This is a genomic window from Streptomyces sp. NBC_00576 (genome assembly GCF_036345175.1).
GTDB lineage: Bacteria > Actinomycetota > Actinomycetes > Streptomycetales > Streptomycetaceae > Streptomyces.
Genome location: NZ_CP107780.1, coordinates 6,040,355 through 6,066,353, shown reverse-complemented (window position 1 = coordinate 6,066,353; position 25,999 = coordinate 6,040,355). Strand labels below are relative to the sequence as shown.

21 protein-coding genes are annotated in these 25,999 nt (G+C 70.1%); 8 read left to right on the top strand and 13 right to left on the bottom strand.

Annotated elements, in window-relative coordinates:
- Positions 1-56: 56 nt before the first annotated feature.
- The 5 genes from OG734_RS26245 to OG734_RS26225 all read left to right on the top strand — a co-directional run bounded on the left by OG734_RS26245 (position 57) and on the right by OG734_RS26225 (position 5,801).
- Positions 57-638, top strand: a complete 582-nt coding sequence (locus OG734_RS26245; RefSeq protein WP_330289940.1) for a hypothetical protein — start codon at positions 57-59, stop codon at positions 636-638.
- A gap of 2 nt (positions 639-640) precedes the next feature.
- Entirely contained in the window at positions 641-1,921 is a 1,281-nt protein-coding gene (locus OG734_RS26240) for a peptidoglycan-binding domain-containing protein (protein ID WP_330289939.1), read from the top strand.
- Entirely contained in the window at positions 1,918-2,679 is a 762-nt protein-coding gene (locus OG734_RS26235; protein WP_330289938.1) for an ABC transporter ATP-binding protein, read from the top strand. The genes OG734_RS26240 and OG734_RS26235 overlap by 4 nt, the downstream gene beginning before the upstream one ends.
- Positions 2,676-3,887 carry an ABC transporter permease gene (locus tag OG734_RS26230; protein ID WP_330289937.1) on the top strand — a complete coding sequence of 404 codons (1,212 nt, stop codon included), beginning with the start codon at positions 2,676-2,678 and terminating at the stop codon, positions 3,885-3,887. Before OG734_RS26235 ends, OG734_RS26230 begins: the two co-directional genes overlap by 4 nt.
- 294 nt (positions 3,888-4,181) lie before the next feature.
- Complete coding sequence (locus OG734_RS26225) at positions 4,182-5,801, top strand: ATP-binding protein (protein WP_330289936.1); 1,620 nt, start codon at positions 4,182-4,184, stop codon at positions 5,799-5,801.
- A gap of 78 nt (positions 5,802-5,879) precedes the next feature.
- Here OG734_RS26225 and OG734_RS26220 read toward each other — a convergent pair whose 3' ends face one another.
- Positions 5,880-6,584 (bottom strand): response regulator transcription factor, encoded by a 705-nt coding sequence (locus tag OG734_RS26220; RefSeq protein ID WP_330289935.1) that lies wholly within the window; start codon positions 6,582-6,584, stop codon positions 5,880-5,882.
- Positions 6,585-7,007: 423 nt separating this feature from the next.
- Here OG734_RS26220 and OG734_RS26215 point away from each other — a divergent pair, with 423 nt between their 5' ends.
- Complete coding sequence (locus OG734_RS26215; protein WP_330289934.1) at positions 7,008-11,168, top strand: WD40 repeat domain-containing protein; 4,161 nt, start codon at positions 7,008-7,010, stop codon at positions 11,166-11,168.
- Between the two features lie 103 nt (positions 11,169-11,271).
- Here OG734_RS26215 and OG734_RS26210 read toward each other — a convergent pair whose 3' ends face one another.
- The 7 genes from OG734_RS26210 to OG734_RS26180 form a co-directional block, all read right to left on the bottom strand.
- Complete coding sequence (locus OG734_RS26210; protein ID WP_330289933.1) at positions 11,272-12,156, bottom strand: GNAT family N-acetyltransferase; 885 nt, start codon at positions 12,154-12,156, stop codon at positions 11,272-11,274.
- Between the two features lie 245 nt (positions 12,157-12,401).
- The gene (locus tag OG734_RS26205; protein WP_330289932.1) at positions 12,402-13,745 is read right to left on the bottom strand and encodes a benzoate/H(+) symporter BenE family transporter; all 1,344 of its coding nucleotides are present in this window, start codon (positions 13,743-13,745) and stop codon (positions 12,402-12,404) included.
- Complete coding sequence (locus tag OG734_RS26200; protein WP_330289931.1) at positions 13,705-14,820, bottom strand: aminotransferase-like domain-containing protein; 1,116 nt, start codon at positions 14,818-14,820, stop codon at positions 13,705-13,707. Before OG734_RS26200 ends, OG734_RS26205 begins: the two co-directional genes overlap by 41 nt.
- Positions 14,821-14,929: 109 nt before the next feature.
- Positions 14,930-16,006, bottom strand: coding sequence for an alpha-hydroxy acid oxidase (locus OG734_RS26195; RefSeq protein WP_330289930.1), 1,077 nt, complete (start codon positions 16,004-16,006; stop codon positions 14,930-14,932).
- Positions 16,007-16,086: 80 nt separating this feature from the next.
- A complete protein-coding gene (locus OG734_RS26190; protein ID WP_330289929.1) occupies positions 16,087-16,854 on the bottom strand; it encodes a sulfite exporter TauE/SafE family protein in 768 nt (255 codons plus the stop codon).
- Between the two features lie 75 nt (positions 16,855-16,929).
- A complete protein-coding gene (locus OG734_RS26185; protein WP_443064911.1) occupies positions 16,930-17,925 on the bottom strand; it encodes a TauD/TfdA family dioxygenase in 996 nt (331 codons plus the stop codon).
- A 447-nt stretch (positions 17,926-18,372) separates the two neighbouring features.
- On the bottom strand, positions 18,373-18,585 hold the full coding sequence (locus OG734_RS26180; protein WP_330289927.1) for a DUF397 domain-containing protein: 213 nt from the start codon (positions 18,583-18,585) through the stop codon (positions 18,373-18,375).
- A 560-nt stretch (positions 18,586-19,145) separates the two neighbouring features.
- On the opposite strand from OG734_RS26180, the gene OG734_RS26175 reads away from it, so the two are divergent.
- Complete coding sequence (locus OG734_RS26175) at positions 19,146-20,081, top strand: helix-turn-helix domain-containing protein (protein WP_330289926.1); 936 nt, start codon at positions 19,146-19,148, stop codon at positions 20,079-20,081.
- A 173-nt stretch (positions 20,082-20,254) separates the two neighbouring features.
- Positions 20,255-20,602: a hypothetical protein gene (locus tag OG734_RS26170; protein WP_330289925.1), complete on the top strand. Its 348-nt coding sequence runs from the start codon at positions 20,255-20,257 to the stop codon at positions 20,600-20,602.
- Positions 20,603-20,870: 268 nt separating this feature from the next.
- Here OG734_RS26170 and urtE read toward each other — a convergent pair whose 3' ends face one another.
- From urtE to urtA, 5 genes are all read right to left on the bottom strand, one after another.
- Positions 20,871-21,569, bottom strand: coding sequence for an urea ABC transporter ATP-binding subunit UrtE (gene urtE / locus OG734_RS26165; RefSeq protein ID WP_330293794.1), 699 nt, complete (start codon positions 21,567-21,569; stop codon positions 20,871-20,873).
- 5 nt (positions 21,570-21,574) lie between these two features.
- Complete coding sequence (gene urtD, locus OG734_RS26160) at positions 21,575-22,366, bottom strand: urea ABC transporter ATP-binding protein UrtD (protein WP_330289924.1); 792 nt, start codon at positions 22,364-22,366, stop codon at positions 21,575-21,577.
- A complete protein-coding gene (urtC, locus tag OG734_RS26155) occupies positions 22,363-23,502 on the bottom strand; it encodes an urea ABC transporter permease subunit UrtC (RefSeq protein ID WP_330289923.1) in 1,140 nt (379 codons plus the stop codon). Before urtC ends, urtD begins: the two co-directional genes overlap by 4 nt.
- Positions 23,499-24,386: an urea ABC transporter permease subunit UrtB gene (urtB, locus tag OG734_RS26150; protein ID WP_330289922.1), complete on the bottom strand. Its 888-nt coding sequence runs from the start codon at positions 24,384-24,386 to the stop codon at positions 23,499-23,501. Before urtB ends, urtC begins: the two co-directional genes overlap by 4 nt.
- A 222-nt stretch (positions 24,387-24,608) precedes the next feature.
- Positions 24,609-25,862 (bottom strand): urea ABC transporter substrate-binding protein, encoded by a 1,254-nt coding sequence (urtA, locus tag OG734_RS26145; RefSeq protein WP_330289921.1) that lies wholly within the window; start codon positions 25,860-25,862, stop codon positions 24,609-24,611.
- Positions 25,863-25,999 lie beyond the last annotated feature (137 nt).

Genomic DNA, 25,999 nt, shown 5'->3' with positions numbered 1-25,999 from the left:
CGTCGGGCTGCCCGCCGCGTTCGTGGCCGGGTACGACAGGAGGACGGGGAGAACCGATGAGGACGAATCGGGTACTGCTGGCCGTGGCGGCCTCGGTCATGGCCTTCGCGCTGACCGGCTGCGGAGGCGACGACAGTGGCTCGAAGGTCCCCACGGCGGCGAGCGGGGGAGCGACCACGGCGTCCGGCTCATCGGCCGGGGACGGCTCCGGCGACGATGTGGCCACCTACGTCGCGGCCCAGGGCAAGTACGTGAAGTGTCTGCGGGACAACGGGATCGACGCGCCCGACCCGGACGCGAAGGGGAACATCGACTTCGGCGGCGGCGACAATCTGCGGGCCCTGAAGAAGGACCCGAAGTTCAAGACCGCCTCGGTGGCGTGTGCCGAGTACCTGACGGCCGTCCCCGAGAGCGTCGAGAAGGGCAACCAGCCCGCGCTCACGGCCGCGCAGATCAAGGTGAAGCAGGAGTACGCCACCTGCATGCAGAAGAATGGCGCCGCCGACTTCCCCGACCCGGGTGCCGACGGTCTCGGCCAGGGCGAGTGGGACCAGACGTCGGCCGGGGCCAAGCGGGCCACCCGTATCTGTGGGCCGATCGTCGGCGTTCCGGCGACCGCCGCCCCCGGCAAGGGCTGATCGTGGCGGGGACGGACACCGTGACCCACTTCGACGACGCCACCGAGCCGGCCGGCACCGGGCCGCCCCGCGGGGTACGTGGCCGGCGTACCGCGCTCATCGTCTGTGCCGTGGTCGTCGTGGCGGCCGTCGCCGTGGTCGGGGCTCTCGGGCTCGGCGGCGGCGAGGAGGAGGGCCCGAGCGCACCGCCCCGGGCCGGTTCGGTCGTTCCGGTCACCCGGACGACGCTCACCGAACGCACGGACGTGGACGGGCAGTTGAGCTTCGGTACGGAGATACCACTGCCGGTGAAGGCGACGGGAACCGTGACCTGGCTGCCCCAGCAGGGCGCGACGGTGGAGCGCGGTGACACGCTGCTGCGGGTCGACGACCGTCCCGTGGTGCTGCTGTACGGCTCGATGCCCATGTACCGGGACCTCGGCCTCACCGCCACCATCTCCGATGCCGCCCCCGATGCCGGGGCCGGAGCCTCGGAAACCGGGCAGTCCGACACCGGGACCGGCGCCACCGCTTCACCCTCCCCCACGGGAACGGGAACGGGAACGGGAGCCGGAACCGGAGCCAGTGCGCCTGCGCCGCTCACCGGCATGGACGTCCTGCAGTTCGAGACCAACCTCGCCGCGCTCGGCTACACCGGCTTCACCGTGGACGAGAGGTTCACCGACGCCACCGTCCGGGCCGTCAAGCGCTGGCAGAAGGCGTTCGGGCTGGCCGAGACCGGGACGGTCGGTGTCGGGGACGTCATCTACTCCGCCGGCAAGGTACGCATCGGCCAGCCGGGTGCCCGGCTCGGCGCGGCCGTGGGCGAGGACACGCTGACGTACACCGGTACGGCACGCAAGGTCGTCGTCAACGCCTCGGCCGCGGACGCCGGTTGGGCCGTACGCGGCACGGTCGTCGGGATCACGCTGCCCGACGGGAAGTCCGTGAAAGGCGAGGTGGCCTCGGTCGGGCGGGAGGCGAGCACGCCTGCGGGGGGCAGCACCGAGGGCGAGTCGGGAGCGGGCGCCGCCACCCTGCCGGTGACCATCACCATCGCGGACCAGAAGTCCGTGGGGCGGCTGGAGAGCGGGCCCGTCAGCGTCGAGTACGTGGGCCGCGAGGTCAAGGACGTGCTGAGTGTGCCGGTCGCCGCGCTGGTCGCCCTCGCCGAGGGCGGACACGGGCTGGAGACCGAGGACGGCCGGTTCGTCGCGGTGAGGACGGGACTCTTCGCCGACGGGAACGTACAGGTCAGCGGTTCCGGTGTCCGCGAGGGCATGAAGGTGAGGATTCCCGAGTGAGCGAGTCCGCGCCTCAGGCGGTGGCACCTCCCGCCGTGTCACCTGCGGTCGTGGAGTTCGACTCCGTCTCCAAGACCTATCCCGGTGGGGTCGCCGCCGTCCGTGACGTGAGTCTGCGGATCGGGCGCGGCGAACTGGTCGGTGTGGTCGGCCCGTCGGGGTCCGGCAAGTCGAGCATGCTGCATCTCATGGGGAGCCTGGACCGGCCCTCGGCGGGGCGGGTCCTTGTCGACGGGTACGACGTGGCGAAGCTGTCCGACCGTGAGGTCTCCGCGCTGCGGGCCACCCGGATCGGCTTCGTCTTCCAGCAGTTCCATCTGGCCGTCGGTGTCCCGGTGCTGGACTCGGTGGCGGACGGTCTGCTCTACACGGGGATGCCGATGCGCCGCCGCCGGGCCAGGGCCGCGTCCGCGCTGTCCCGGGTCGGGCTCAGCCATCGCGTCCGGCATCTGCCGCACCAGCTCTCCGGGGGCGAGCGGCAGCGGGTCGCCGTCGCCCGCTCGGTGGTGGGCGAGCCGTCGGTCCTGCTGGCGGACGAGCCGACCGGCAACCTCGACTCCGTGTCGGGGGCCGCCGTACTGGAACTGCTGCGCGAACTCCACGCGGCCGGTACGACGGTCGTGGTCATCACCCACGACCTGGAGATCGCCGCCCGACTCCCCCGCCGTATCGAGATGCGCGACGGCCGGCTGATCAACGACACCCTGCAAGGCACCACCAGCACAAGTTCGAGTACGACGATCGGGGCGCATCGGTGACGGACCCCTTGGACAGGCCCAAGCCGTTGCGCGCCGCGCGGCTGCGGCCCGCCGATGTCGTACGGCTCGGCGGGACCGGGCTGCGGACGCGGCCGTTGCGGGTGTTCCTGTCCGCTCTCGGGATCGCCATCGGGGTCGCCGCCATGGTCGCGGTGGTCGGTATCTCCGGGTCCGGGCAGGCGGAAGTGGACCGGCGGCTGGACGCCCTCGGAACGAACCTGCTGCGGGTCGCCCCCGGCGAATCCCTCACGGGTGAGAAGGCCAAACTGCCGTACGAGGCTGTCGCGATGGTCCGGCGCATCCCGCCCGTGGAGCAGGTGACCGCCACCGGCGCGGTCGGTGCCAGCGTGTATCGCAACGAGCGCATCGCCATCGGGCGGACCAACTCGCTGACCGTGCTCGCCTCGGGCACCGACCTGCTGCCCGCCGTCGGCGGGAATGTCAACAGGGGCCGCTGGCTGGACTCGGCCACGAACAAGTACCCGGCGGTCGTACTGGGCGCCACCGCCGCGCAGCGGCTGGACGTGTACACCCCGGGGACCCGGCTGTGGATCGGTGGCCGCTGGTTCTCCCTGATCGGCGTCCTCGAACCCGTACCACTGGCGCCGGAGCTGGACAGTGCCGCGCTGGTCGGCTGGCAGGCGGCCCGAAGCTATCTGCGTTTCGACGGTCATCCGTCGACGGTGTACGTCCGTGCCGAGGACAGCCAGGTGACCGCCGTACGGTCGGTGCTGGCGGCCACCGCCTACCCCGAGAAGCCGGGCGAGGTGCGGATCTCGCGGCCCTCCGACGCACTCGCGGCCCGCGAGGCCACCGAGTCGGCGCTGACCGGGCTGCTGCTCGGACTCGGCGGGGTCGCGCTGCTCGTCGGGGGTGTGGGCGTGGGCAACACCATGGTCATCTCGGTACTGGAACGGCGGCCGGAGATCGGGCTGCGCCGCGCTCTCGGCGCCACCCGGGGCCAGATCCGGACGCAGTTCGTGACGGAGTCGCTGCTGCTGTCCCTCATCGGCGGGCTGGGAGGGACGGTGCTCGGCACGGTCATCACGGCGGGCTACGCCGTCAGCCGCGACTGGCCGACGGTCGTCCCGGCCTGGGCCAGCTTCGCGGGCATCGGCTCGACCCTGCTCATCGGCATGATCGCCGGACTGTATCCGGCGGTCCGCGCGAGCCGGCTGGCCCCGACGGAGGCGCTGGCCGGCACATGACCACCACCGGGCGTTCTGGCCGGCGCTCCGGTGGTACGGAGCGGGGGCGGCCCCGAGAACCGGGACCGCCCCCGCTGTCGCGCTGTTTCAGTGCGGCGACGGACAGCGGAGCGGCGATGGCAACGGCTAATTCGGCCTCGTACGTACTCCCTGGCGAGCAGCCACTACCCCCTGTATGCGATTCGTCGGCGCCGCGAAAGGCTTTCTGGCCGACACCGCACTCTTACGACCCACCCCACCCACCCCCACCCGCATCCACATCCACATCCACATCCACACCGAAGGGTCACGCCGATGAGTTTCCGGCTCCGGGTCCTGGGCCTGCTCATGCTGGTCGCCCTGGCCGCCAGCGCCGCCACCGGCTGGCTGACGCTGCGGCAGGCGAACCGCCAGGTCCAGGAGACCGTCACGGCCGGGCGGCAGGAGGTCGCCCGGATCACCGGTGAGCTGCGGACGTACGGATTCACCCACGGCACCTGGGACGGGCTGTCGCCCACGGTCGCCTCCCTCGCCCAGGACACCGGCCAGCGCATCCGGGTCGCCACGGAGTCCGACGTCCTGCTCACCGACTCGGACGCCCTGGCCGGACGTACGCCCCGCGAACCCAGCAGTCAGCCCGCGGTCCTGGTGGACCCGCGGCCCGCACTGAAGGTTCCCGCGGGCCAGGTGCGCCGGATCTCGATGAAGCAGGTCGCCTCGGCGATCTCCGACTACCGCACCGAGATGACCTACGCGGCCTGTCTGACCCGGGCCGGAGCCGAGCCCACCGCCCGCCCCGACAACCTGGGCATCCCCCGGATCAAGGCCGACCGGCGGCCCGCGCAGTGCCCCGCGCCGAAGGACTCGGCCGATCCGCTCACCCCGGCGGATCTGATCGCCCTTCAGCCCTGCGAGGCCGAACAGCGCTTCGCCGCCTGTCTGCAGCGGGTGTTCAACCAGCGGATCGGTTCCGTCGCCCCGCCCCGTCTGGAGGTCCGCCTCGGCGTGCGGAACGAGTCGGCGCCCACCCTGGCCGCCGCGCCCACCGTGGCCGTCGCAGCAGGCGTCGCCCTCGCGGTCGTCGCCGGCGCACTGCTGCTGAGCAGGGCCGTCCTGCGTCCCGTACGGGCCATGACAGTCGCCGCGAAAGGGCTCGGCGAGGGCGACCTCGGGCGCCGGGTGCCCGTCTCCGGGCGGGACGAGATCGCGCAGCTCGGCGGCGCCTTCAACCGCATGGCCGAATCCATCCAGGCCGGCGAGGAACGTCAGCGGCGGCTCACCGGGGACATCGCGCACGAGCTGCGCACCCCGCTGGCCAATCTGCGCGGGTATCTGGAGGCACTGCGGGACGGGGTGGTCGACCCGACCCCCGAACTGCTCGACTCCCTCCACCGGGAGGCCCTGCTCCAGCAGCGGATCGTGGACGACCTGCAGGACCTCGCCCTCGCAGAGGCGGGCGCGCTCACGTATCACCCCGCCGACGTCGACCTGCGCGACCTCCTGGAGGCGGGACGGCGGGCCCATCACGCCCAGGCCGAGGCCGCAGGTGTCGCGCTGCGGGTGGAGGCGTCGGCGCCCGTCCATGTCACCGCGGACACGGACCGGCTGCGCCAGGTCGTCGGCAATCTGGTCGGCAACGCGCTGCGGGCCACTCCGGCGGGCGGCTCGGTCACCCTGGCCGTGGTCCCCCGGGGCGAGCTTGCCGTCGTGGAAGTCAGGGACACCGGCAAGGGGATATCGCCGGAGGACCTGCCCCACCTCTTCGACCGTTTCTGGCGCGCGGACGCGTCCCGGGGGCGCGCGACCGGGGGCAGCGGGCTGGGGCTGTCGATCGCCCGCCAGATCGTGACGGATCACCGGGGCACGATCGACGTACGCAGTGCGGTGGGGGCGGGGACGACGTTCACGATCGTGCTGCCGCGCTCCGCCGGGTAGGCAGTTCTTCACCGCGGCCCGGTGGGGCTGGTCGAGTCCGCGCGGCGGAGCCGCATTTCGACACAGCCCCGCGCCCCTTCAGGGCGCTGTCGAACCGTCCGCCAAGCGGTACCCCCGGCCGTACACCGTCTCCAGCAGCCGGGGTTCTCCCGGATTCTCCGCCTCCAGTTTCCGGCGTAAGTTCATGACGTGTGCGTCGACCGTGCGCTCCAGTACATCCCGGTCGTAGCCGAATACGCGTTCGATTATCTGGGCCCGAGTGAAGACGCGGCCGGGTTCGCGGGCCAGGGTCTCCAGGATGTTGAACTCCTTGGAGGTCAGCGCCACCGGCCGACCCGCCATCCGTACCTCGAAGCGTGCCGTGTCCAGCTCCACCTCGCCGACCCGCAGCACCGACGGCTGCGCCGCCGCGCCCGCTTTCCGGGACCGGCGCAGCAACGCGCGCACCCGTGCAGTCAGCTCGCGGGGGCTGTACGGCTTGGTGAGGTAGTCGTCCGCGCCGAGGTCGAGGCCGAGGAGCATGTCCTCCTCGGTGGTGCGGGCGGTGAGCAGCAGGATCGGTACGTCGGACTCGGTGCGCAGGATGCGGCACACGTCGAGTCCGTCGACCAGAGGCAGCATCACGTCGAGCACGATGAGGTCCGGCCGGGTCGAGCGAGCCCGGTCCAGGGCCGCTCGGCCGTCGGCGGCCACCTGTACCGCGTTTCCCTCCCGTTCCAGATAGATCCGGATCAGGCGGGACTGCATCTCGTCGTCTTCGGCGACCAGAATCCGAGCGCTCAACGGTTCTCCCCCAACAAGTCCCTGCGCGTACGGGCACCGTACTGCGCCCACAACGCCGTTCGGCACCGGTCCCTCCCCACGTGGGGACCGGTGCCGAACGATGGACGAGGACCCGGGAGGAGTCCGGACTGTGCCGGTTTCGCGGATCTCGGGCCCGCGTGGTGCGGCCGACACCTCCGGCTGGCGAAATCCGGCGGCATCTGGCCGAGAACGATCGGCGTCCGAGCTGCCCTGGGGATCGCTGCGCTGGTGGTCCGGTTGGACACCACGTGGCTGGTTCTTTGTTGCGTCATGATCCTGCCATCCAGGGCTTCCCGAGAGGAGGTTCCGGTGCCGGGCCGGCGGCTTAACCGCAGGTCAGCCGTATAGAGTGGGTTTTCCGGTCCGGATGACACCGGATATCAGAGGTGGGGAAAGTTAGGGGTGGAGACCTTGAGTTCCGACTCAGGGGCACGCACGGTCTTCGCGGAGCGGCTCTCGCTGTTGTACAAGGAGGCCGGTAATCCCCCCCTCAAACGGGTGGCCGAAGCCGTCGTCCAGCTGCAGCGGGTCGACGAACGCGGCCGAGCTGTGCGGGTGTCCGTGCAGCGGATCAGCGACTGGCGGCGCGCCAAGAACGTGCCCGCCCAGTTCGCCGCCCTCGCCGCCGTACTGAGCGTCCTCGTCCCGCAGGCCCGGCGCACCCGGCCCGTGCCCGTCTCCCCCGGCCTGTACGACATGGTCCAGTGGCAGCGGCTCTGGGAGCGCGCCGTCGCCGACCCGGTCGGCGGGTCCCTGGACGTCGAGGAAGCGCCCGCCGCCGAGGTCGCGGCCGTTCCGGTCGGGGTGTGCCCCTACCGGGGCCTCGCCTCGTACCGCCGGGAGGACACCCGCTGGTTCTTCGGCCGGGAGCGCAGCACCGACACCCTCGTCGCCCAGCTCCGCGCAGCGGAGGCCATGGCGGCCACAGACACCGGCGCAGACACAGCCCCAGCCCCAGACACCGCCACCGGCTCCGGCTCCGGCTCCGGCTCCGGCTCCGGCTCCGGCTCCGGCTCCGGCTCCGGCGGGCTGGTCATGCTCGTGGGCGCTTCCGGGGCGGGCAAGTCGTCCCTGCTGAGCGCCGGGCTGGTGCCCGCGTTGCAGGAGGGGGCGCTGGGCGGCCCGGGGCAGCTGGCCCGGGAGGTCCTTCAGCTCGTCCCGGGCAGTGATCCCCTCGCCGAGCTGACCCGTCGCATACCCGGGCTCTCGGAGATTCTGTCCCCCGCCGGGACATCGGCGGCCGAGCCCGGTACGCCCGAATTCGCCCATGCGGTACGGGAGACGGTCGCCGCCTGGGCCCGCCGCGACACCCCTGGCGCCCCGGATGCCCCGGATGCCCCTGACGTCGCGGTTCCCTCCCCCGCCCGCCCTGTCGTCATCGTCGACCAGTTCGAGGAAACGTTCACCCTCTGCCTCGACGAGACGATCCGCGACACCTTCATCCAGGTCCTCCACGCCGCCGCCTCGCCCCCCGGCCCCGGTGAGCGAACCGGCTGCGACGAGTCGGCCCCCGCGCTCGTCGTCCTCGGTGTCCGCGCCGACTTCTACGACCAGTGCCTGCGCCATCCCGAGCTCGCCGACGCGCTCCAGCACCGGCACATGGTCCTCGGGCCGCTGACCACCGCCGAGCTGCGGGAGGCGGTGAGCGGCCCCGCCAAGGCCGTCGGCCTGGAGCTCGAACCGGGGCTCGCGGAGCTGATCGTGCGGGAGGTGAGCGCCGACGGACCGCGCGGAACGCACGACGCGGGCGTACTGCCGCTCCTCTCGCACGCCCTGCTCGCCACCTGGCAGCGCCGCAAGGCGGGACGGCTGACGCTCTCCGGCTACCGCGCCGCCGGCGGTATCCAGGGCGCGGTGGCCGCGACCGCCGAAGACGCCTGGACCGGCCTCGACCCGGCGGCCCGTACCGCCGCGCGGCTGCTGCTGCTGCGCCTGGTGCGCCTCGGCGAGGACACCCAGGCCACCCGCAGGCGCGGTACGCGACGGCAGTTGGCCGCCGAGTCGACGGACCCCGGCAAGACGGAGGAGTCCCTCGAAGCGCTGGTGCGCGCCCGGCTGGTGACGCTCGACGCCGAGAGCGTGGAGATCACCCACGAGGCACTGCTGCACGCCTGGCCGCGGCTGCGCGACTGGATCGACGAGGACCGGGGCGGCAACCTGCTGCGCCAGCGCGTCGAGGAGGACAGCCGGTCCTGGGAGGAGTCGAAGCGCGACTCGTCCCTCCTCTACCGAGGCTCCCGGCTGGAGCAGGCGCACACCTGGGCGAAGTCCACCGGTGACACCTTCCTCACCCGCAGCGCGGTGCAGTTCCTGGCCGCCTCGGTGAAGCTGCGCCGACGCACCGTCCTGATCAGCCGCGCCGCCGTCGCCGCGGTGGTCGTGCTGGGCCTGCTGGCCGGCGGTGCGGCACTGATCGCCCGGCAGCAGCGCGACGACGCGGTCTTCGAGAACGTGCTCGCCGAGGCGGACCGCGTCCAGTCGACGGACCCGTCGCTGTCGGCGCAGCTCAGTCTGGTCGCCCACGAGCTCCGCCCGGAGGACCTGAGCACCCGCAGCCGGCTGATCTCGATCGTGAACACACCGCTGTCCACCCCGCTGATCGGCCACACCGGCGCCGTCTACCTCACCACGTTCAGCCCGGACGGGCGGCTCCTGGCCACCGCCAGCTACGACAGCACCGTACGACTGTGGGACGTCTCGGACCGGGCGCACCCCAAGCCGCTCGGCAAACCCCTGGTCGCGAACGCGAGTTGGGTGAGCAGCGCGGTTTTCAGCCCCGACGGCCGCACCCTCGTGAGCGCGGGCGACGACGGCACGATCCGCCGGTGGGACGTGTCCGACCCCGCGCGTCCGCGCTCCCTCGGCGCGCCCCTGAACGACCATGACGGCACGATCTATCTGATCGCCTTCAGCCCGGACGGCCGCACCCTCGCCTCGGCGAGCGAGGACCGCACGGTCCGCCTGTGGAACATGGCCGACCCGGCCGGCCCCAGGTCGATCGGCACCCTCACCGGCGCGGACGCCGCGGTGCGCGCGATCGCGTTCAGCCGCGACGGCCGGAAACTCGCGGCGGGCGGCGACGACAACGCGATCCGGCTGTACGACGTCTCGAAGCCGCGCGACCCGAAGCCGTACGCCACGAAACTGACCGGGCATACGGACCTCGTGCACTCCGTGGCCTTCAGCCCCGACGGCCGCACCCTCGCCAGTGGCGCCGCCGACGACACGATCCGCCTGTGGAACGTGTCCGACCCCGCGCACGCCGCCCAGCTCGGCGCACCGCTGACCGGCCACACCGACGCGATCTGGTCGGTGGCCTTCAGCCCGGACGGGAGCATGCTGGCCGCCGCCAGCGCGGACAGCACCGCCAGCCTGTGGAACGTCAGCGATCCGCAGTACCCCTCGCAGGTCGGCGAACCCCTCACGGGCAGCAGCGGCGAGATGTACGCGCTGGGCTTCAGCCCCGACGGCCGTACGCTCGCCACCGGGAGCGGCGACAGCAAGGTGCGGCTGTGGTCACTGCCGACGTCGGACATGATCGGCCGTATCGGCGTGTTCCGCCCGGACGGCAAGCTGCTCGCCACGGGCTCGCGCGACGGCCAGGTCCGGCTGTGGAACGTGGAGCGGCCCAACCACCCCGTGGCACAGGGCAAACCCTTCACGCCCGGGGAGGGCGAGGTACGGACGCCGGTGTTCTCCCCCGACGGCCGCACGCTCGCGCTGGCGGCCGGAAACAGCACCGTGCAGCTGTGGAACGTCAGCGATCCGAAGCATCCCGTCGCCTGGGCGGCCCCGATCCAACTGAAGACCCGGTTCGCGGCCACGGTGGCGTTCAGCCCGGACGGGCGCACGCTGGCCACGGCCTACGAGGACTTCACCGTCCAGCTGTGGGACGCAAGCGACCCGGCCCATCTGCGCCCGCTGGGCTCCCAGCTCACCGGCTACAAGGGCTACGTCGACTCCTTCGTCTTCAGCCAGGACGGCCGTACGCTGGCCGGCGCCAGCGCGGACGGCACGGTCCGCCTGTGGAACGTCACCGACCCGGCCAGGGCCACCCTGCTCGGCAAGGTGCTCGAGGGACACCAAGGTCCCGTCAACGAGCTGGCCCTCAGCCCTGACGGCCGTACGCTGGCCAGCGGGAGCGACGACGGCACGGTTCGCCTCTGGGATGTCACCGACCCGGCAAGGACCCACAGCCTGGGCTCCCCTCTCACCGGGCACACCGAGGCGGTCGAGTCACTGTCGTTCAGCCCGGACGGAGAGGTCCTGGCGAGCGGCGGCAACGACAACGCTGTCCTGCTCTGGAACGTCAGCGATCCGGCGAGGGCCAGGTCCATCGGCCAGTCGATGAACCCCAACGCCAAGACGGGCAACTTCCTGGCGTTCAGCCCCCGCGGCGGCATCGTCGGGGTGTCGAGCGGCGCGGACACGGTCCGGCTGTGGGATCTCGACGTCGACGCGGCGGTCACCCACATCTGCTCGACGACGCGGGGTGTCCTGACGGCGGAGAAGTGGCACGAGTATCTGCCCCGGCTGTCGTACGCGCCCCCGTGTGACGACTAGACGAGTAGCCGAGTAGCCGAACAGGGGCCAAGTGGGGGCGGGCAGGGCCCCCGCTCATCCCGCTTTGCCCCCTTCTCACTTCTCACTTCTCACTTCTCACTTCTCACGCGAAGTCGTACGCGCCCCAGACGGCGATCAGGCGGTAGCCGATGCGCTGGTAGAGGGCGTTGCTGGTGAGGTTGGCCGGGTCCGTGTACAGCACGACGTCCGTGGCACCCGCGGCCAGTGCGGCCCGGGTGACCTCGACCGTCACGGCTCCCGCGTAGCCGCGACCGCGCAGGTGGGCCGGGGTGTAGACGGGGTCCACCCGGACATGGCCGGCGACCATCGGGTTCACGCCCGCCATGGAGACGGGCGTGCCGTCCGGGGTCTCCCAGTAGGTGTAGCTCTTCTCGCCGAAGCGTGTGCCGGCCCAGGTGTCGGCGTTGATGGTGACGACTTCCCCGAAGAACTCCGCGGCCTCACGGCACCACTGCATGAGGTGCTCGTGCTCCTCCTCGCCCACGGGTCGGCCCCGGCCCGCCGGGACCGGCTCCGGCGGGGTGAGCGTGCCGAGGCGGTACAGGTTGATCGGGGTGCGGAGTGTCGGCGTCGCGCCGGTGTGCCGCTGCCAGGCCTCGGCGAAAGCGGTGGCGGTGCCGTGTTCCGCGCTGACGCCCGGGAGGCGGTGACCGAGGGCGGCCAGGTGGGCGGCGAGGGCGTCGGCCTGCTCGGGGGTGAGAGGGGTGAGACTCAGGAGGCTTTTCGGGGTGAGGCGGTAGAAGACGGCACCGACCTCACCCGATCGCTCCAGCCGGCCGAAGACGGGGGCTGGGGCGTGGGTGGCGGGGGCGTGGGTGGCGTGCGCGGCCACTCCGTCCGTCCTCCGCAGTTTCTCGAACGTGGTCAGCGCCGTGGTGTGCAGGGCGGGCCGCGAGCGCAGGAACTCTCCGGCGTGGGCAAGGAATTCGTCGATGTCTTCGGTGAGGTACCAGTCGTCCGAACGCATGCTTCATGATCCCTGAACGACTCGACGGCGGGGAGAGTTTGCTGGACGTCACGTACTCCGTACATGGAAACGGTTGTACTGAGGTATGAGTGAAGAAGAGTGATCCCAGTCACAACTGGTCACCATAGGAGAGCAGTCGACTCCCACTGAGCATGCGGTCTTGTTACCCTTGGCCAGAGCCCGATCGCTGGTGCATCCCCCGTCGCCAGCGGTCGGGTTCTTTTGTGCCCGAAGGGGCGGAACGATCATTTCCCTCGACGAAGTGGTCGAAAGGTGAGCAGTCCGTGTGTCGCCAGGCCCAGGACTAGGCCCCAGCAGGCCGAACCGATCCCGCCGAGCGTGGTGCCCGACGCCGTGGCCAGGAACGTCACCACGGCCGCGTCCCTGCCGGGCTCGTCGGCGACGGCCTGCGCAAGGCTCGTGGAGAAGGTGCCCAGGAGCGCCACCCCGGCGACGACAGCGACCAGGTCCGTCGGCAGTGTGGTGAACAGCCCCACGAGGGTGGCCCCGCAGACCCCGGTCACCAGGTAGAAGAAGCCGCATGCCACCCCCGCGACATAGCGGCGCCGTGGATCGGGGTGCGCCTCCTCGCCGGTGCAGATCGCGGCCGTGATGGCCGCCAGATTGATACCGTGCCCGCCGAACGGCGCGAGGGCCGTAGTGGTGAGCCCGGTGACGCCGACCAGCATTCGGTCGTCCGGCCGGTAGCCGAAGGCGGTGAGCACGGCGAGACCCGGGGCGTTCTGCGAAGCCATGGTGACCACGGTCAGCGGAACCGCCACGCCCACCATCGCCCGGAGCGAGAAGTCGGGAGCGGTGAACACGGGGAGGGCCAGTCCGGGGCCGCCTGCCGGCGCGGGGATACCCGGCCCCACGGCTGCCACGAGTACGACGGCAAGGAGGGCACAGGCCACCGCGTATCTCGGCGACCGCCGCTTGACCACGAAGTACGTGACAAGGGCGGCGAGCGCCGGGAGGGGGCCGCTGTCCAGCGCGGAGAACACGCCGGCCCCGAAGGAGAACAGCACGCCCGCGAGCATGGCGGCCACCACCCCGGGCGGCACCCGCCGCATCGCCCACCCGAAGACGCCCGTCACCCCGATCAGTGCCATGACCAGGCCGGTGACCAGGAACGCCCCGATCACCTCGGGATACGGATAGTCCCCGAGGCTGCCGACCAGGACAGCCGCACCGGGCGTCGAGAAGGCGGTGATCACCGGCATGCGGGTCCACCAGCTCAGGATCGCGCACGTCAGACCGCTCCCGACGCACACGGCCCACACCCACGACGACGTCTGTTCGTCGCTGAGCCGCCCGGCGTCGGCAGCGGCCAGCACGATCAGCAGCGGGCCGGAGCAGGAGACCACGACAGCCACCAGCCCGGCGAGGACCGCCGAGAGCGAGGCGTCACGGACGATTCCGCGTCGCTCACCCCCGGCGGCGTCCGCCCGGCGGTCCTTCTCGGACACCTCGGATTTCTCGGACTCCTCGTGCTTCTGGTCCTTCTCGTGCCCCGTGTGCTCCTCGTGCTTGTGCCGCTCGTGTTCCTTATGCCGCTCGTTCAGAGGCAGCGGCGAGTCGCCGGACACCTTCCGCGAACTCCTCGGGGTCGAGTGCCTGGAACGGCAGGCGCAGGAAGACGGTGCCGGCCGGCGGCGCGCAGTCCGCCGGGTAGAAGGCCGAACCGCGGGTCAGGGCGAGGCCGCCGTCCCGCGCCGCCGCCAGGAAGGACTCCTCGTCGGTACGGACCGGGAGGTGCACGCTGATGTAGTAGCCGCCCTCGGGCACGCACAGCTGGACTTCGCCGAGCGTCTGACGCACCGCCTCGACCGCCGCGTCGTGCCGGGGTCGCAGCAACTCCCGTACGCGCTCGACGTTCTCCTGTACGACGCCGTTCGCGAGCGTCCTCGCGGCGACCGCCTGGAGCAGCGGGGCCGGGGACAGATAGGTGCTCTCGGCCAGGGCCGCGAGGGCGCGGGGGGTGCCGGGCGGGCCGATGACATAGCCGACACGCAGACCGGGGCTGAGCACCTTGCTCAGCGAACCGATGGTCAGCACCCGGGCGCCGTCAGCGGATTCGGCCAGTTCACCGAAGGGCGTGGGCGCGGTGCCGCCGAAGCGGAGTTCCCGGTAAGGGATGTCCTCCAGGATCGTGAAACCGTACTCGGCGGACAGTCGCACCAGTTCGCGGCGCTTGTCCTCGCTCGTGGTCACACCGCTGGGATTCTGGAAGTCCGGGATGACGTAGACGAAGGCGGGCACCTCGGTGCGCAGGCGCTCCTTGAGGATGTCCACGTCGATGCCGTCGTGCCGCAGGGGCACTCCGGACACCCTGGCCCCGTGCCGTTCAAAGATCTGCACGGCGCGGTCGTACGTCGGGGCCTCGACCAGGACCTGCGGCCGGGCGGCGCCGCGCAGCAGGTGGGACGCGAGCAGGTCGAGGGCCTGCAGGGAACCGTTGGTGACGAACACCCGGTCGGGGTCGACCGAGTGGAACTTGCCGAGCTGCTCCCGGAGTTCCTGGTCACCCGTGTGGTGACCGATGGGTGCGTACTGGAAGACCCGGTCGGGCTCCGCGGCGAGGACCGCGGAGGTGTGCTCGGCGATGGCGGCGGAGGGAATCGCTTCGAGCGGGGGTATGCCGCGCGAGAAGTGGACGGTCACAGGTCGTCGTCTCCTTGAGCGAGTGCTGGGAGTGCTGGGAGTGCTGCGAGCGCGGAGGGTGCTGCGAGCGCTGGGTCGTGTCGTCCGCCGAGCCGGCGTACGGGGGTGTTCAGGCCCTGGCCCTGGTCGCGAAGTCGGGGCCGATGTCGGCGAGCGAGTCCGCGCCGAGCTGACGGAGCGTGTCCTCGATCTCGTCCCTGAGCAGGTCGAGGACCGCCTCGACACCCTCCTGCCCGGCGAGACCGAGGCCCCACAGATAGGGCCTGCCGATGCACACGGCATCCGCACCGAGGGCGAGCGCCTTGACGACGTGGACCCCCGACCGGATGCCACCGTCCATCAGGACGAGTCCGCGACCGGACACCGCCTCCGCCACCTGTTCGAGCGCGACCAGGCTGGGCACCGCGCCGTCGAGCTGGCGACCGCCGTGGTTGGAGACGATGACCCCGTCCGCCCCCAGGTCGAGGCAACGTTCGGCGTCCTCGGCCCGCAGAACGCCCTTGACCACCAGGCGTATCGCGGTCCGGCTCCGTATCCATTCGAGGTCCTCCCAGGTCAGGGGGAGGCGTTCGATGCGTGCGCCGTCCGGAATCGCTCCGGTGAGGATGCCCAGCGAGCGCAGATTGCCGAAGTCGACGTGTGCGGGGGTACGGAAGCCCGCGCGTCGGGTGGTGATCCGGCGGGCCGCGTGGCTGGCGTCGACGGTGACCACGAGAGCGGTCGCGCCGGCCTGCTCCGCCAGGGCGATCGTCGCGGCGACGTCCTCACGGGACCGGTAGCAGTACAGCTGGAACCACTGCCCGCCCTTGACGGACCCGGTCACCTCGGGGAAGGCGTGGTGGCTGTCGGTGCTCACGATGGAGAGCGTGCCGGCGGCCTCGGCGGCGCGGGCGGTGGCGATCTCCGCGTCGTCGTGCAGGAGCCGCTGAGGGCTGGTCGGGGCGAGCAGTACGGGCAGGGCGAGGCGTTGCCCGAGTACGGTCACCGAGGTGTCCGGCCGGTCGTTCGCGCTGCCGAGGGCCCTGGGCCGCAGCCAGACGTGGTCGAACGCCTCGGTGTTGGCGCGCACCGTGACCTGGGTGTCGGCGCCTCCCGCGACGTACGCCCAGGAAGCGGCGTCGAGCACGGCATCCGCCGCACGCTCGAAGTCGGGCAGGGTAAGTAGTCTGGACAGTTCCCTTGTCATGCAATCCCCTGTCTACAGTCTCACCCGTCGGTGTTCACCGAGGGTTCCTCTCGGAGATACATAGTTCACTGCGATTTCACTTACGCGAACTGGTCGAATCCCATCTTGATCACCATGGCGGTTACCACGAGCACCAGAACGATCCGCACGAATCCGGATCCCTTTTTCATCGCGGTTCGCGAGCCGATCATGGCGCCGGTTATATTGCCCACCGCCATACCGAGACCGATGGCCCACAGAACATTTCCCTGCCAGGCGAAAACCGCGAGAGCGCCCAGATTGGAAGAAGCGTTGATGACCTTCGCCATGGCCGCACTCTCCAAGAACTGCGTGGCCAGGAGAGTGGTGAAGGAAATGATGAGGAAGGTACCCACACCGGGGCCGAACACGCCGTCGTAGAAACCGATGACGACACCGGCCAGAAGAATGGTCCCGATACGGCGGCGCCGGGTCACGATCCGTTCCGTCTGCTGCACGCCGAAACTCGGCCTGAAGGCCACGAAGAGTGCCACCGAGATGAGCAGAGCCATGATGACGGGCCGGAAATACCCGGTGGGCACACTCGCCGCGGACAGTGCGCCCAGCGCGCCGAAGGGGACCGCGAGCGCCGCGGCCGGCACGAGGACCGACCGGTCCAGCCGGGTGCGGCGCTGGTACATGTACGCGGCGGTCGCGGTCCCCATGACGGCGGCGATCTTGTTGGTGCCGAGCGCCGTCGCGGGCGCGTACTGCGGGAAGGACAACAGCAGCACGGGGATGAGCAACACCCCGCCCCCGCCCACCACGGCGTCCACCCAGCCGGCCGCCGTCGCCGCGAGCAGCAGGCCCAGCACCTCGAACAGATCCACTTTTCCTCATCAGTGTCACGTGTCACCCACCCGCTCAGGAGAAGAACAGGAGGGTAGAGCGGTCGCGGGTGGCGGTCAGACGACCCCGCGGATGTCCGCCATCGGGGGCAGCACGCGCGGATGCCGCATCATCCGCTGAGCCCACAGCGGCGTGGAGCGCAGCGAGTAGAAGCGGCGCAGCCACCGGTCCTGCCCGTCATAGCGGGGCTCGAAGGCGCTGCGGCCGTGCACCACCACGTGGTTGTCCAGGACGACGAGGTCGCCCGGCGCGAGCACCAGATCGCGGCAGACGCTCTCCAGCGCCTCGGTCAGTGCGCGTAGCGCGTGTTCCGCGCCCTGGTCGGCAGCGCGCGTGTTGTGCGTGTTGAAGCGGATGAACGGCCGCTCCTTGGACCCGAAGATCACCGGGTGCGGTCCGGCCGGCGGCCGGGGTCCCTCGACGTCCCGGGTGAAGGATGTCGGGTACAAACTGTGGAACTGCGGTTTCCGCAACTCCGCCACCTGCTCCGCGGAGAGCAGCGGCAGCGCGTCGCGCACGGACGACACGCGTGTGGCGGCGATGCCCTCGTGGTCCCGGCGCAGACAGAGCAGGCCCAGGTAGTCCGGCCGGAGCGGATGGTGCACGTTCTCCGTGTGGAAGTCGAAGGCGACCGATCCGCTGTTCTCGATACGGTTCTCCTCCCCCCGCACCGGATGGACGTCATGGAACAGCGTCCCTGATTTCTCGTCCTGGTATCCGACGAGGGAGCCGAGGAGATCCGCGACGAGCATGAGGGTGCCATTGGTGAAATGGCTGTCGAGGATCTCCGCCCCGTGGACGACCGGCGTGTCCGGTAGATCGTCCACCGCGAGGCCGCGGAGCAGGAAATGCCCACCCGAACCGGTGTCCGCACCGAAGTCGAGGATGGACTTCCGCATTCCTTCGGGAAGGTCGAGCAGCAGCCCGGAAAGGACTATGGGGGGCGAGTTGGAGAGACGAGCCGCGAGACTGGATAATTCACGCGTCTTCGCCGCCTCCAACTCGTTTAATCGGTAGGTCTTCTGCTGTTTGACAACGGTGGTCAAATCCATCTCCTGCCTTCGCATCTGCACTTTTTGAAGACGTGGATCAAGATAGTGGGCGCGAATTCGCTCCGTCAACGAGGGATTTCGGACGGTGACTTTCCGGTAAAGCAAAGGTATAATACTCGTAAAGTTCACTCATCGAATATCAGGGTTGAAGCATGCGGAAAACTCTCAATTCACCCCACGGTCAGGAGTGTTCACGTTGTTGCGCATGACGAATTACCGGCTCTGAGCTGCTCCGATGATCGACAAGGGCGCTGATTCAAGAGGGCCGGCGGGAGCGCGGGCGGGCGCCGCCCCGGGGGCGCACACAGGGGCGCACCGGGCATGGCGATCCCTGCTCGCGGACTGTTTTCCGCCACGAGGCATTCGGGATACCGAACACGCCACGGGGATGTGGCCACCGTCACACCGGACTGAGATGGAGGGGCCCTGACCAGGGAAGCCTGTTGGTCAGTCTTGGGTGACGTACGGGACGAACTGGGCCCAGGTGGTGGGGGCGAAGGCCAGGCGGGGGCCGGCCTCAATGTTCTTGGAGTCGCGGACGTGGATGGTGCGGGGGGCGGTGGCGATCTCGACGCAGGAGTCGCCCTCGCTTCCGCTGCTGTAGCTGCTCTTGAACCACGCCAGGCCGGAGGCGCCCTCTATCGAGGTGTTGCGGTTCATGTATCCCCCAGCAGTTGTTCGATGAAGGCCGCTGAGGCCGCGCCTTCCGGCTCACCGTGTACGTCATCGGCGCCACTTTGCGCATCGAGGTGACCGACACGTGTGGTGACCGCCCGCCGTGTCCTCAACTCCCATCTGACGACGCGGAGTCCGGGCGGGGCCTCGCTCTTGTGGAGGCGCTTGCCGACCGTTGGGGGGGGGTGGGCTCCGGGGTTGCGGCCTCGCAAGACGGTGTGGGCCGAAGTCGAGGTCGCTCCGGAACCCTGCCCTCCGTGTTCCGGTGCGACCAGCGGTCTTTCCAAAGAAACGTAGGGAGAAAGAAACCAACCAAACCCCACCCCTCCCGCCCACCGGAGACGGCGACCACGGCCGCTTCCGCGCAAACTCACTCGCCCGAGTGAACATCGCCAACTCAGGTGGATTTGTGCCCGGTTGCCTGCCTTACGCTCAGCGCAGCAGCACCACCACAGACAACCGCAGACAGCGGACATACGACGGCCCTCGCCGGGAGTGCAATCCCAATGCGAGGGCCTGACCAACAAGGAAGAACCACCTTCCCGATGGACACGCAAAACCCTAGCGCGCCCTCGTGCGCCCAGACCCGTAGCCCGGGCAAAAATCACCCCCACAGGCGCCCCAATTCCGGCGTCTCGGGCGTCATCCACGACAACGCCCGCCACACCACCCGCTTCACGGTGATCGGCAACCACCTCTCCCAGCACCCCGAGCTGTCCCTGCTCGCCATCGGGCTGAGCGTCCACATCCAGTCGCTGCCCGCCGGTGCCCCCGTCGACATCAAGACCCTCGCCAAGAGGTTCCCGGAAGGGGCGGACCGTATCGCCGCCGCCCTGCGCGAACTGGAAACTCACGGCTACCTGCGCCGCTCCCGGGAACGCACCCCCGCCGGTCGCATCGTCACCCGTACGGTTTCCTGCAACCGGCCGGGCCATCACGCGGAGCGCCCTGCCGATGCCGACCCTGATGCCGATGCCGATGCCGACGCCGGGTCCGACCGTCCGACCCGCCCCGCGCACCCCGCCACCCCAGGCCCGCCCAAGAAGCGCGCCCCACGCAAGCCCCTCCCCGCCGTACCGCAGCCCGCGTACGCCGGACCGGGCATCCTCCAGGCCGCCACCGACCTCCTCGCCGGCCTCCGCCGCCTCGACCCCGACCTGCTCCTGTCCACCTGCGACACGGCCCACCTCGCCCCCGGAGTCGCCGCCTGGCTGGAGCGCGACGCGAGCCCAACCGCCGTACGGCATGCTCTGATCAGCGACCTCCCACCCGAGGGCATGCGCCGCCCGGCCGCCTTCCTGGCCCACCGCCTCGCCGCCCAGTTGCCGCCTCCGGCACCCTTCGGGGGCCCTCCCTCACAGGCGGAGACCGTCCACGTCCGGCACCCGCTCCAAAACTGCGACGGCTGTGATCGGGGTTTCCGTGGGCCCGAACCCGGTCGCTGCCGCGATTGTCGGGTTGCCGTTCCCTTGGCCGCCTGACGCACGCCTGCGCACGTCAGCGGCTGCACCGCACGAAAGACTCAGGTCCCACCATGGTCAGCTCGTCGCCCCTGGACAGATTCTCCGCCGACGCGTTTCCCACCTCCTCCCGAGGCTCGCTCGGCCGCCGCCCCGGCTCGATACCCTGGCGACGGCATCCCCAGGAGGACACGATGAGCACCCAGTCTGACCACGGACACGAGCTGATCCCCCGTCCCGAGCACACCCCTGACGCCCTGCGTGCGGCCCTCGCCGTCGTCGATCCGGGGCGTCTGGAGGAGATGCAGGCCCAGAAGGACGAGGCGTTCGCCCTGGCGGTCGAATGGCAGTCCCTCAGGCCCGTGCAGAGCTGGGTCCTGGCCTGGGCCAGGACCATCGAAATCGCGCGTCGCCCCGATCTGTCCGTCCGTTACGCCCATGCACAGAACCATCTGGAGCACGAAGATCCGGTCACTGCTCGGGAAGCGTTGCAGGAACTGAGTTCTGTCCTGGACGAGGCCATGAAGGCAGTCCGCGAGTGAGCTGGAAGTGGGAGTACGCATTCGGTGCGGAGGAAACTGCTCGTACCGCTCCGGCTGCCTGATCGAGGCGGACCACGCTGGGCGGCGCCGGACAGGCTCTGTGGCGCGTCGACATGCGGCCTGGTGCCACGGGCCCCCTTCACACGTTCGATGCCGAGCAGGTGTGGGCGGTGGTGGACGGCGGCGCGACCGTTGAGCTGGAGGGTGAGAAGCACGTCCTGGGAGGGGCCCGATCCGTCGTGCGGATCGGGCCCCTCCCGGTTTCATCTCAGACGCTCAGCGCCGCCCTCACCGTCTGCTCGGACCCCGTTCCGCCGTCCCCGGACGACGTCACCCGGCCCGCCTCCAGCACGTAGTACCGCTGCGCCGCCCGCATCGCGAACCCCACGTGCTGCTCCACGAGGAGGACCGACAGGCCGCCGCGTGCGGCCAGGGTCAGGATCGTCTCCTCTATCTCCGCGACCACCGACGGCTGGATGCCCTCCGTCGGCTCGTCGAGGAGCAGCAGGCTCGGGCGGGTCACCAGGGCGCGGGCCAGGGCGAGTTGCTGGCGCTGGCCGCCCGACAGCAAACCCGCTCTGCGGCCCGAGAGTTCACGCAGCGCCGGGAAGAGGTCCAGCGCCTCGGCGACCGCTTCCTTGCCGTCCGCCCGCCCGTCGGCGACGAGTTGGAGGTTCTCGGCCGTCGTCAGGTGGGGGAAGGACTGCTGGCCCTGCGGGACGTACGCCATTCCGCGCGCAACCCGCTGGTGCGGGGAGAGGCGGGTGATGTCCTCGCCGTTCAGCAGGACCCTTCCGGCGGTCGGTTTCAGGAGGCCCATGGCCGCCCTCAGCAACGTGCTCTTCCCGGCGCCGTTGTGGCCGAGCACGGCGGCCACACCGTCCTTCGGCACCGTCACGGTCACGCCGTGCAGGACGGTCGTACGGTCGTAGCCCGCCCGTACGTCGGTGATCTCCAGCATCGACATCGACGTCACGCCTCCTCTCCCACCGGTACGGGGGCGACAGCGGCCTCGGGCGCCGACGCCCGGCCCAGATAGACCTCCTGGACCCTCGGGTCCGCCTGGACCTCCGTCACCGTGCCCTCGCTGAGCACCTTGCCCGCGTGCAGGACGCTGACGCTGCGTGCGAACGAGCGCATGAAGTCCATGTCGTGCTCGATGACGACGACCGTGTGGTCCTCGCTCACCCGCCGCAGCAGTTCGCCGGTCGCCTCGCGCTCCTCGTGGCTCATGCCGGCCACCGGTTCGTCGAGCAGCAGCAGCCGTACGTCCTGGACCAGCAGCATGCCGATCTCCAGCCACTGTTTCTGGCCGTGGGCGAGTGCGCCCGCCGGGCGGTCGGCGAGTGCCGTCAGGCCTGTCGTCTCCAGGGCCCTGGTCACCGGCTCCGGAACTCCCTTGCGGCGGCGGAGCATCGTCCACACACCGCGTCCGGCGCCCGCGGCGATGTCCAGGTTCTGGAGGACGGTCAGCTCCTCGAACACGGTCGCCGTCTGGAACGTACGGCCGATGCCCATGCGCGCGATCCGCTGCACCGGGCGCCCGAGAAGCTCTTCGTCGCCGAAGCGGACCGAGCCCGTCGCCTTCACCAGACCGGTGACCGCGTCGACGAGTGTGGTCTTGCCGGCGCCGTTCGGACCGATCAGGAACCTCAAGTCCCCTGGCTGTACGGTCAAGTTGACGCCGTCGACCGCCGTGAAGCCGTCGAACGTGACCCGCAGGTCACTGATCGTCAGCGCCTCGCCACCGCCACCGCCGCTCATACCGCTACCTCCGATCCCGAACTCGTCGTGGCCTTACGGCGGTTGCGTGCCACCGTCAACAGGGACGCCAGGCCGCCGGGCAGGAAGCCGACCGCCACCACGAACAACAGGCCCTGGAAATACGTCCATCCGGCCGGAAACGCGTCCGACAGCGTGCTCTGCGCCCACGCGACCGCGACCGCGCCGAGCACCGCGCCCACCAGCGACGCCCGCCCGCCGACCGCCGCGCCGATGACGAACCCGATCGACGGCACGATCCCGATCAACGCCGGGGAGATGATCCCGACGGCCGGGACGAAGAGCGCGCCGGCGAGACCCGCCATACCGGCCGCGACGACGTACGCCACCAGCTTCACGTTGGCCGGGTTGTAGCCGAGGAAGCGCACCCGTTCCTCGGAATCCCTTACGGCGATGAGGAGTTCGCCGTATCTGCTGACGAACAGCTGGCGGGCCAGGGCCATCAGGAGCAGCAGGACCACGGCGATGACGAAGTACACCATCTTCTGGTTGACCGGGTCGTCGAGCGAGTAGCCGAAGAAGCCCTGCATGTCGGTGAGGCCGTTCGTGCCGCCCGTCGTCGCCTGCTGGCCGACCAGCCAGATGGACAGCGCGGCGGCGAGCGCCTGGCTGAGGATCGCGAAGTACGCGCCCTTCACCCGGCGCCGGAACACCAGGAAACCGAGCAGCGCGGCCACCGCCATGGGGAGGATCACCGTCATGGCGAGCGCGAACACCGGGTTGGCGAACGGCTCCCACCACCAGGGGAGGGTGTCCCCGGTGCCGTACAGCTGCATGAAGTCGGGGAGTTTCTCGCCGGTGTCGGCGGCGTCGGCGAGCTTGAGGTGCATGGCCATGGCGTAGCCGCCGAGGCCGAAGAAGACGCCCTGGCCGAGGACGAGGAGCCCGCCGCGGCCCCAGGCCAGGCTGACGCCGACGGCCACGATGGCGTAGCAGAGGTACTTGGCGAGAAGGGCGAGACGGAAGTCGGAGAGCGCCAACGGGGCTATGGCGAGCAGGAGTACGGCTCCGAGGGCGAAGCCGCCGGGTACGCGCAGGCGTTCCAGGAGGGGGGTTCGAGAAGAAGGTTGCGGTGGCGGCGGGGTAACTGCCTCTGCCGGCTTGGTCGTTGTCGTCATGCCAGGCTCCGGGTGCGCAGTGTGTACAGGCCCTGCGGTCGCCACTGGAGGAAGGCGACGATCGCCACCAGGACGATGACCTTCGCGACGCTCACCGTTGTCGAGTATTCGAGGACGGATTGAAGGACGCCGAGTGCGAACGCGGTGATCACGCTGCCCTTCAACTGGCCGATGCCACCCACGACTACGACCAGGAAGGCGTCGACGATGTAGTTGGTGCCCATCGTCGGGCCGATCGGGCCCACGAGGGTGAGCGCGACGCCGGCCACTCCCGCGAGGCCCGAGCCGATGAAGAACGTCATCCGGTCGACCTGGCCGGTCGCGATGCCCGACACCTCGGCGAGGTCCCGGTTCTGGACGACCGCCCGGATCCGGCGGCCCAGCGGGGTCGTACGGAGGATGAGGGTGAGGGCGAGGACGCAGAGGAGGGCGAGGCCGAGGATGAACAGGCGGCTGTTGGCGAGGGTGATCCCGCCGCCCACCGAGACGTTGTCGGTGAGCAGGTCGGGCGCGTGCGTCTGGACGTTCGGGGCGCCGAAGACGTCCCGGGCCAGTTGCTGGAGCATCAGCGAGACACCCCAGGTGACCAGCAGCGTGTCCAGCGGGCGGGTGTACAGGCGCCGGATGAGGAGCCATTCCAGCAGCGCGCCCATCAGACCCGCGACGACGAACGCCACGGGCAGCGCGACCAGCAGCGAGATGCCGGCGCTGCTGATGGACTTCTGCAGGACGTACGTCGTGTAGGCACCGGCCATGATGAACTCGCCGTGCGCCATGTTGATCACGCCCATCTGACCGAAGGTCAGGGTCAGGCCGAGCGCGATGAGCAGAAGGACGGCACCGATGCTGATGCCGGTGAAGGACTGGTTGAGGATGACCGTCACGGAGCGGCTCCTGGTCGGGGACGGGGTGCGGGGTTTCGGTGCGTGGGGGGTCCGAGCGCTCTTCTCGCCCCCGCCGCCCCTACCCGTCCCATCCCTGGGGCTCCGCCCCGGACCCCGCTCCTCAAACGCCGGAGGGGCTGGATGATGCCGGCCGGGGCGTGATCGCGCAGCTCCCAGGAACGGGATGGGACGGGTAGGGGCGGCGGGGGCGGAGAACTTCGCTCAGGAAAGGCCCGACGCCCAGTCGTAGCCCTTGAGGAAGGGGTCCGGCTTGATCGGCTTGCCCGAGTTCCACACCTCGGTGATGAGTCCGTCCGCGCCGACCTTGCCTATCCGGGCGGTCTTGTAGACGTGCTGGCTCGCGCCGTCGACGGTGACCTCACCTTCGGGGGCGGCGAAGGTGATGCCGTCCGAGGCGGCCTTCACCTTGGCGACGTCGAAGGAGCCGGCCTTCTCGACCATCTCCTTCCAGAGGTAGACCGAGACGTACGCGGCCTCCATCGGGTCGCTGGTCGGCTTCCCCTTGCCGTACGCGGCCTGGTAGGCGGCGACGAACTTGGTGTTCGCGGCGCCGGGCGTCGTCTGGTAGTAGTTCCAGGCCGTCAACTGGCCTTCCAGGTACTGGGTTCCGATGCTCTTCACCTCCTCCTCGGCGATGGAGACGGACAGCACCGGCATGCTCTTCGCGGTCATCCCGGAGGACTTGTACTCCTTGAAGAAGGCCACGTTGCTGTCACCGTTGAGGGTGTTGAACACGGCGTCCGCGCCGGAGTCCTTGACCTTGTTGACGATCGTGCTGAACTCGGTGGAGCCGAGCGGCGCGTAGTCCTCGCCGACCACCTTCATGCCCTTGGCCTCCGCGTACGCCTTGATGATCTTGTTGGCGGTGCGCGGGAAGACGTAGTCGCTGCCGACCAGGTACAGCTTGGTCAGGCCCTGCTTCTTCAGGTAGTCGAGCGCCGGGACGATCTGCTGGTTGGTGGTCGCGCCGGTGTAGAAGATGTACGGCGACTCCTCAAGTCCCTCGTACTGCACGGGGTAGAAGAGCAGCGACTTGTACCGCTCGAAGACCGGCTTGACCGCCTTACGGCTGGAGGAGGTCCAGCAGCCGAAGGTGGCGACGACCTTGTCGTCCTTGATCAGGGCCTCCGCCTTCTCCGCGAAGGTCGGCCAGTCGGAGGCGCCGTCCTGGCTGACGGGGTTCAGCTTCTTGCCCAGCACCCCGCCGGCCGCGTTGATCTCCTTGACGGCGAGCAACAGCGCGTTGTGGACGGTGACTTCGCTGATGGCCATCGTGCCGGAGAGGGAGTTGAGCAGACCCACCTTGACCGTGCTGCCAGAGGTGTCGGCCTTGACGCCCGCGTCGGAGGACGTGCCGGAACCGGTCTTGGCGCCACAGGCGCTGAGAGCGGCGGACGCGCCGGCCGCGGACACTCCGGCCAACAGACCACGCCTGCTGAAACTGAGCCCAGACATGCAGAACCGCCCTTGGGGAGAAGGGAACGAGATGGGGAGATGTGCGGTCCACAGCCTGCGAGTTCACTGTTTCCGATGCGTTTCCACGGAATTGATGAGCAGTTTCCAGCGGAACTAAAATTGTTGAATTAATACTT

Excerpts from the sequence above, each read along its gene's own strand:
- OG734_RS26245 (WP_330289940.1), top strand. The coding sequence starts at position 57 with ATGAGGACGAATCGGGTACTGCTGGCCGTGGCGGCCTCGGTCATGGCC.
- OG734_RS26225 (WP_330289936.1), top strand. The coding sequence starts at position 4,182 with ATGAGTTTCCGGCTCCGGGTCCTGGGCCTGCTCATGCTGGTCGCCCTG.
- OG734_RS26210 (WP_330289933.1), bottom strand. The coding sequence starts at position 12,156 with ATGCGTTCGGACGACTGGTACCTCACCGAAGACATCGACGAATTCCTT.
- OG734_RS26195 (WP_330289930.1), bottom strand. The coding sequence starts at position 16,006 with ATGACAAGGGAACTGTCCAGACTACTTACCCTGCCCGACTTCGAGCGT.
- OG734_RS26185 (WP_443064911.1), bottom strand. The coding sequence starts at position 17,925 with ATGGATTTGACCACCGTTGTCAAACAGCAGAAGACCTACCGATTAAAC.
- OG734_RS26180 (WP_330289927.1), bottom strand. The coding sequence starts at position 18,585 with ATGAACCGCAACACCTCGATAGAGGGCGCCTCCGGCCTGGCGTGGTTC.
- OG734_RS26175 (WP_330289926.1), top strand. The coding sequence starts at position 19,146 with ATGGACACGCAAAACCCTAGCGCGCCCTCGTGCGCCCAGACCCGTAGC.
- OG734_RS26170 (WP_330289925.1), top strand. The coding sequence starts at position 20,255 with ATGAGCACCCAGTCTGACCACGGACACGAGCTGATCCCCCGTCCCGAG.
- urtE (WP_330293794.1), bottom strand. The coding sequence starts at position 21,569 with ATGTCGATGCTGGAGATCACCGACGTACGGGCGGGCTACGACCGTACG.
- urtD (WP_330289924.1), bottom strand. The coding sequence starts at position 22,366 with ATGAGCGGCGGTGGCGGTGGCGAGGCGCTGACGATCAGTGACCTGCGG.
- urtC (WP_330289923.1), bottom strand. The coding sequence starts at position 23,502 with ATGACGACAACGACCAAGCCGGCAGAGGCAGTTACCCCGCCGCCACCG.
- urtA (WP_330289921.1), bottom strand. The coding sequence starts at position 25,862 with ATGTCTGGGCTCAGTTTCAGCAGGCGTGGTCTGTTGGCCGGAGTGTCC.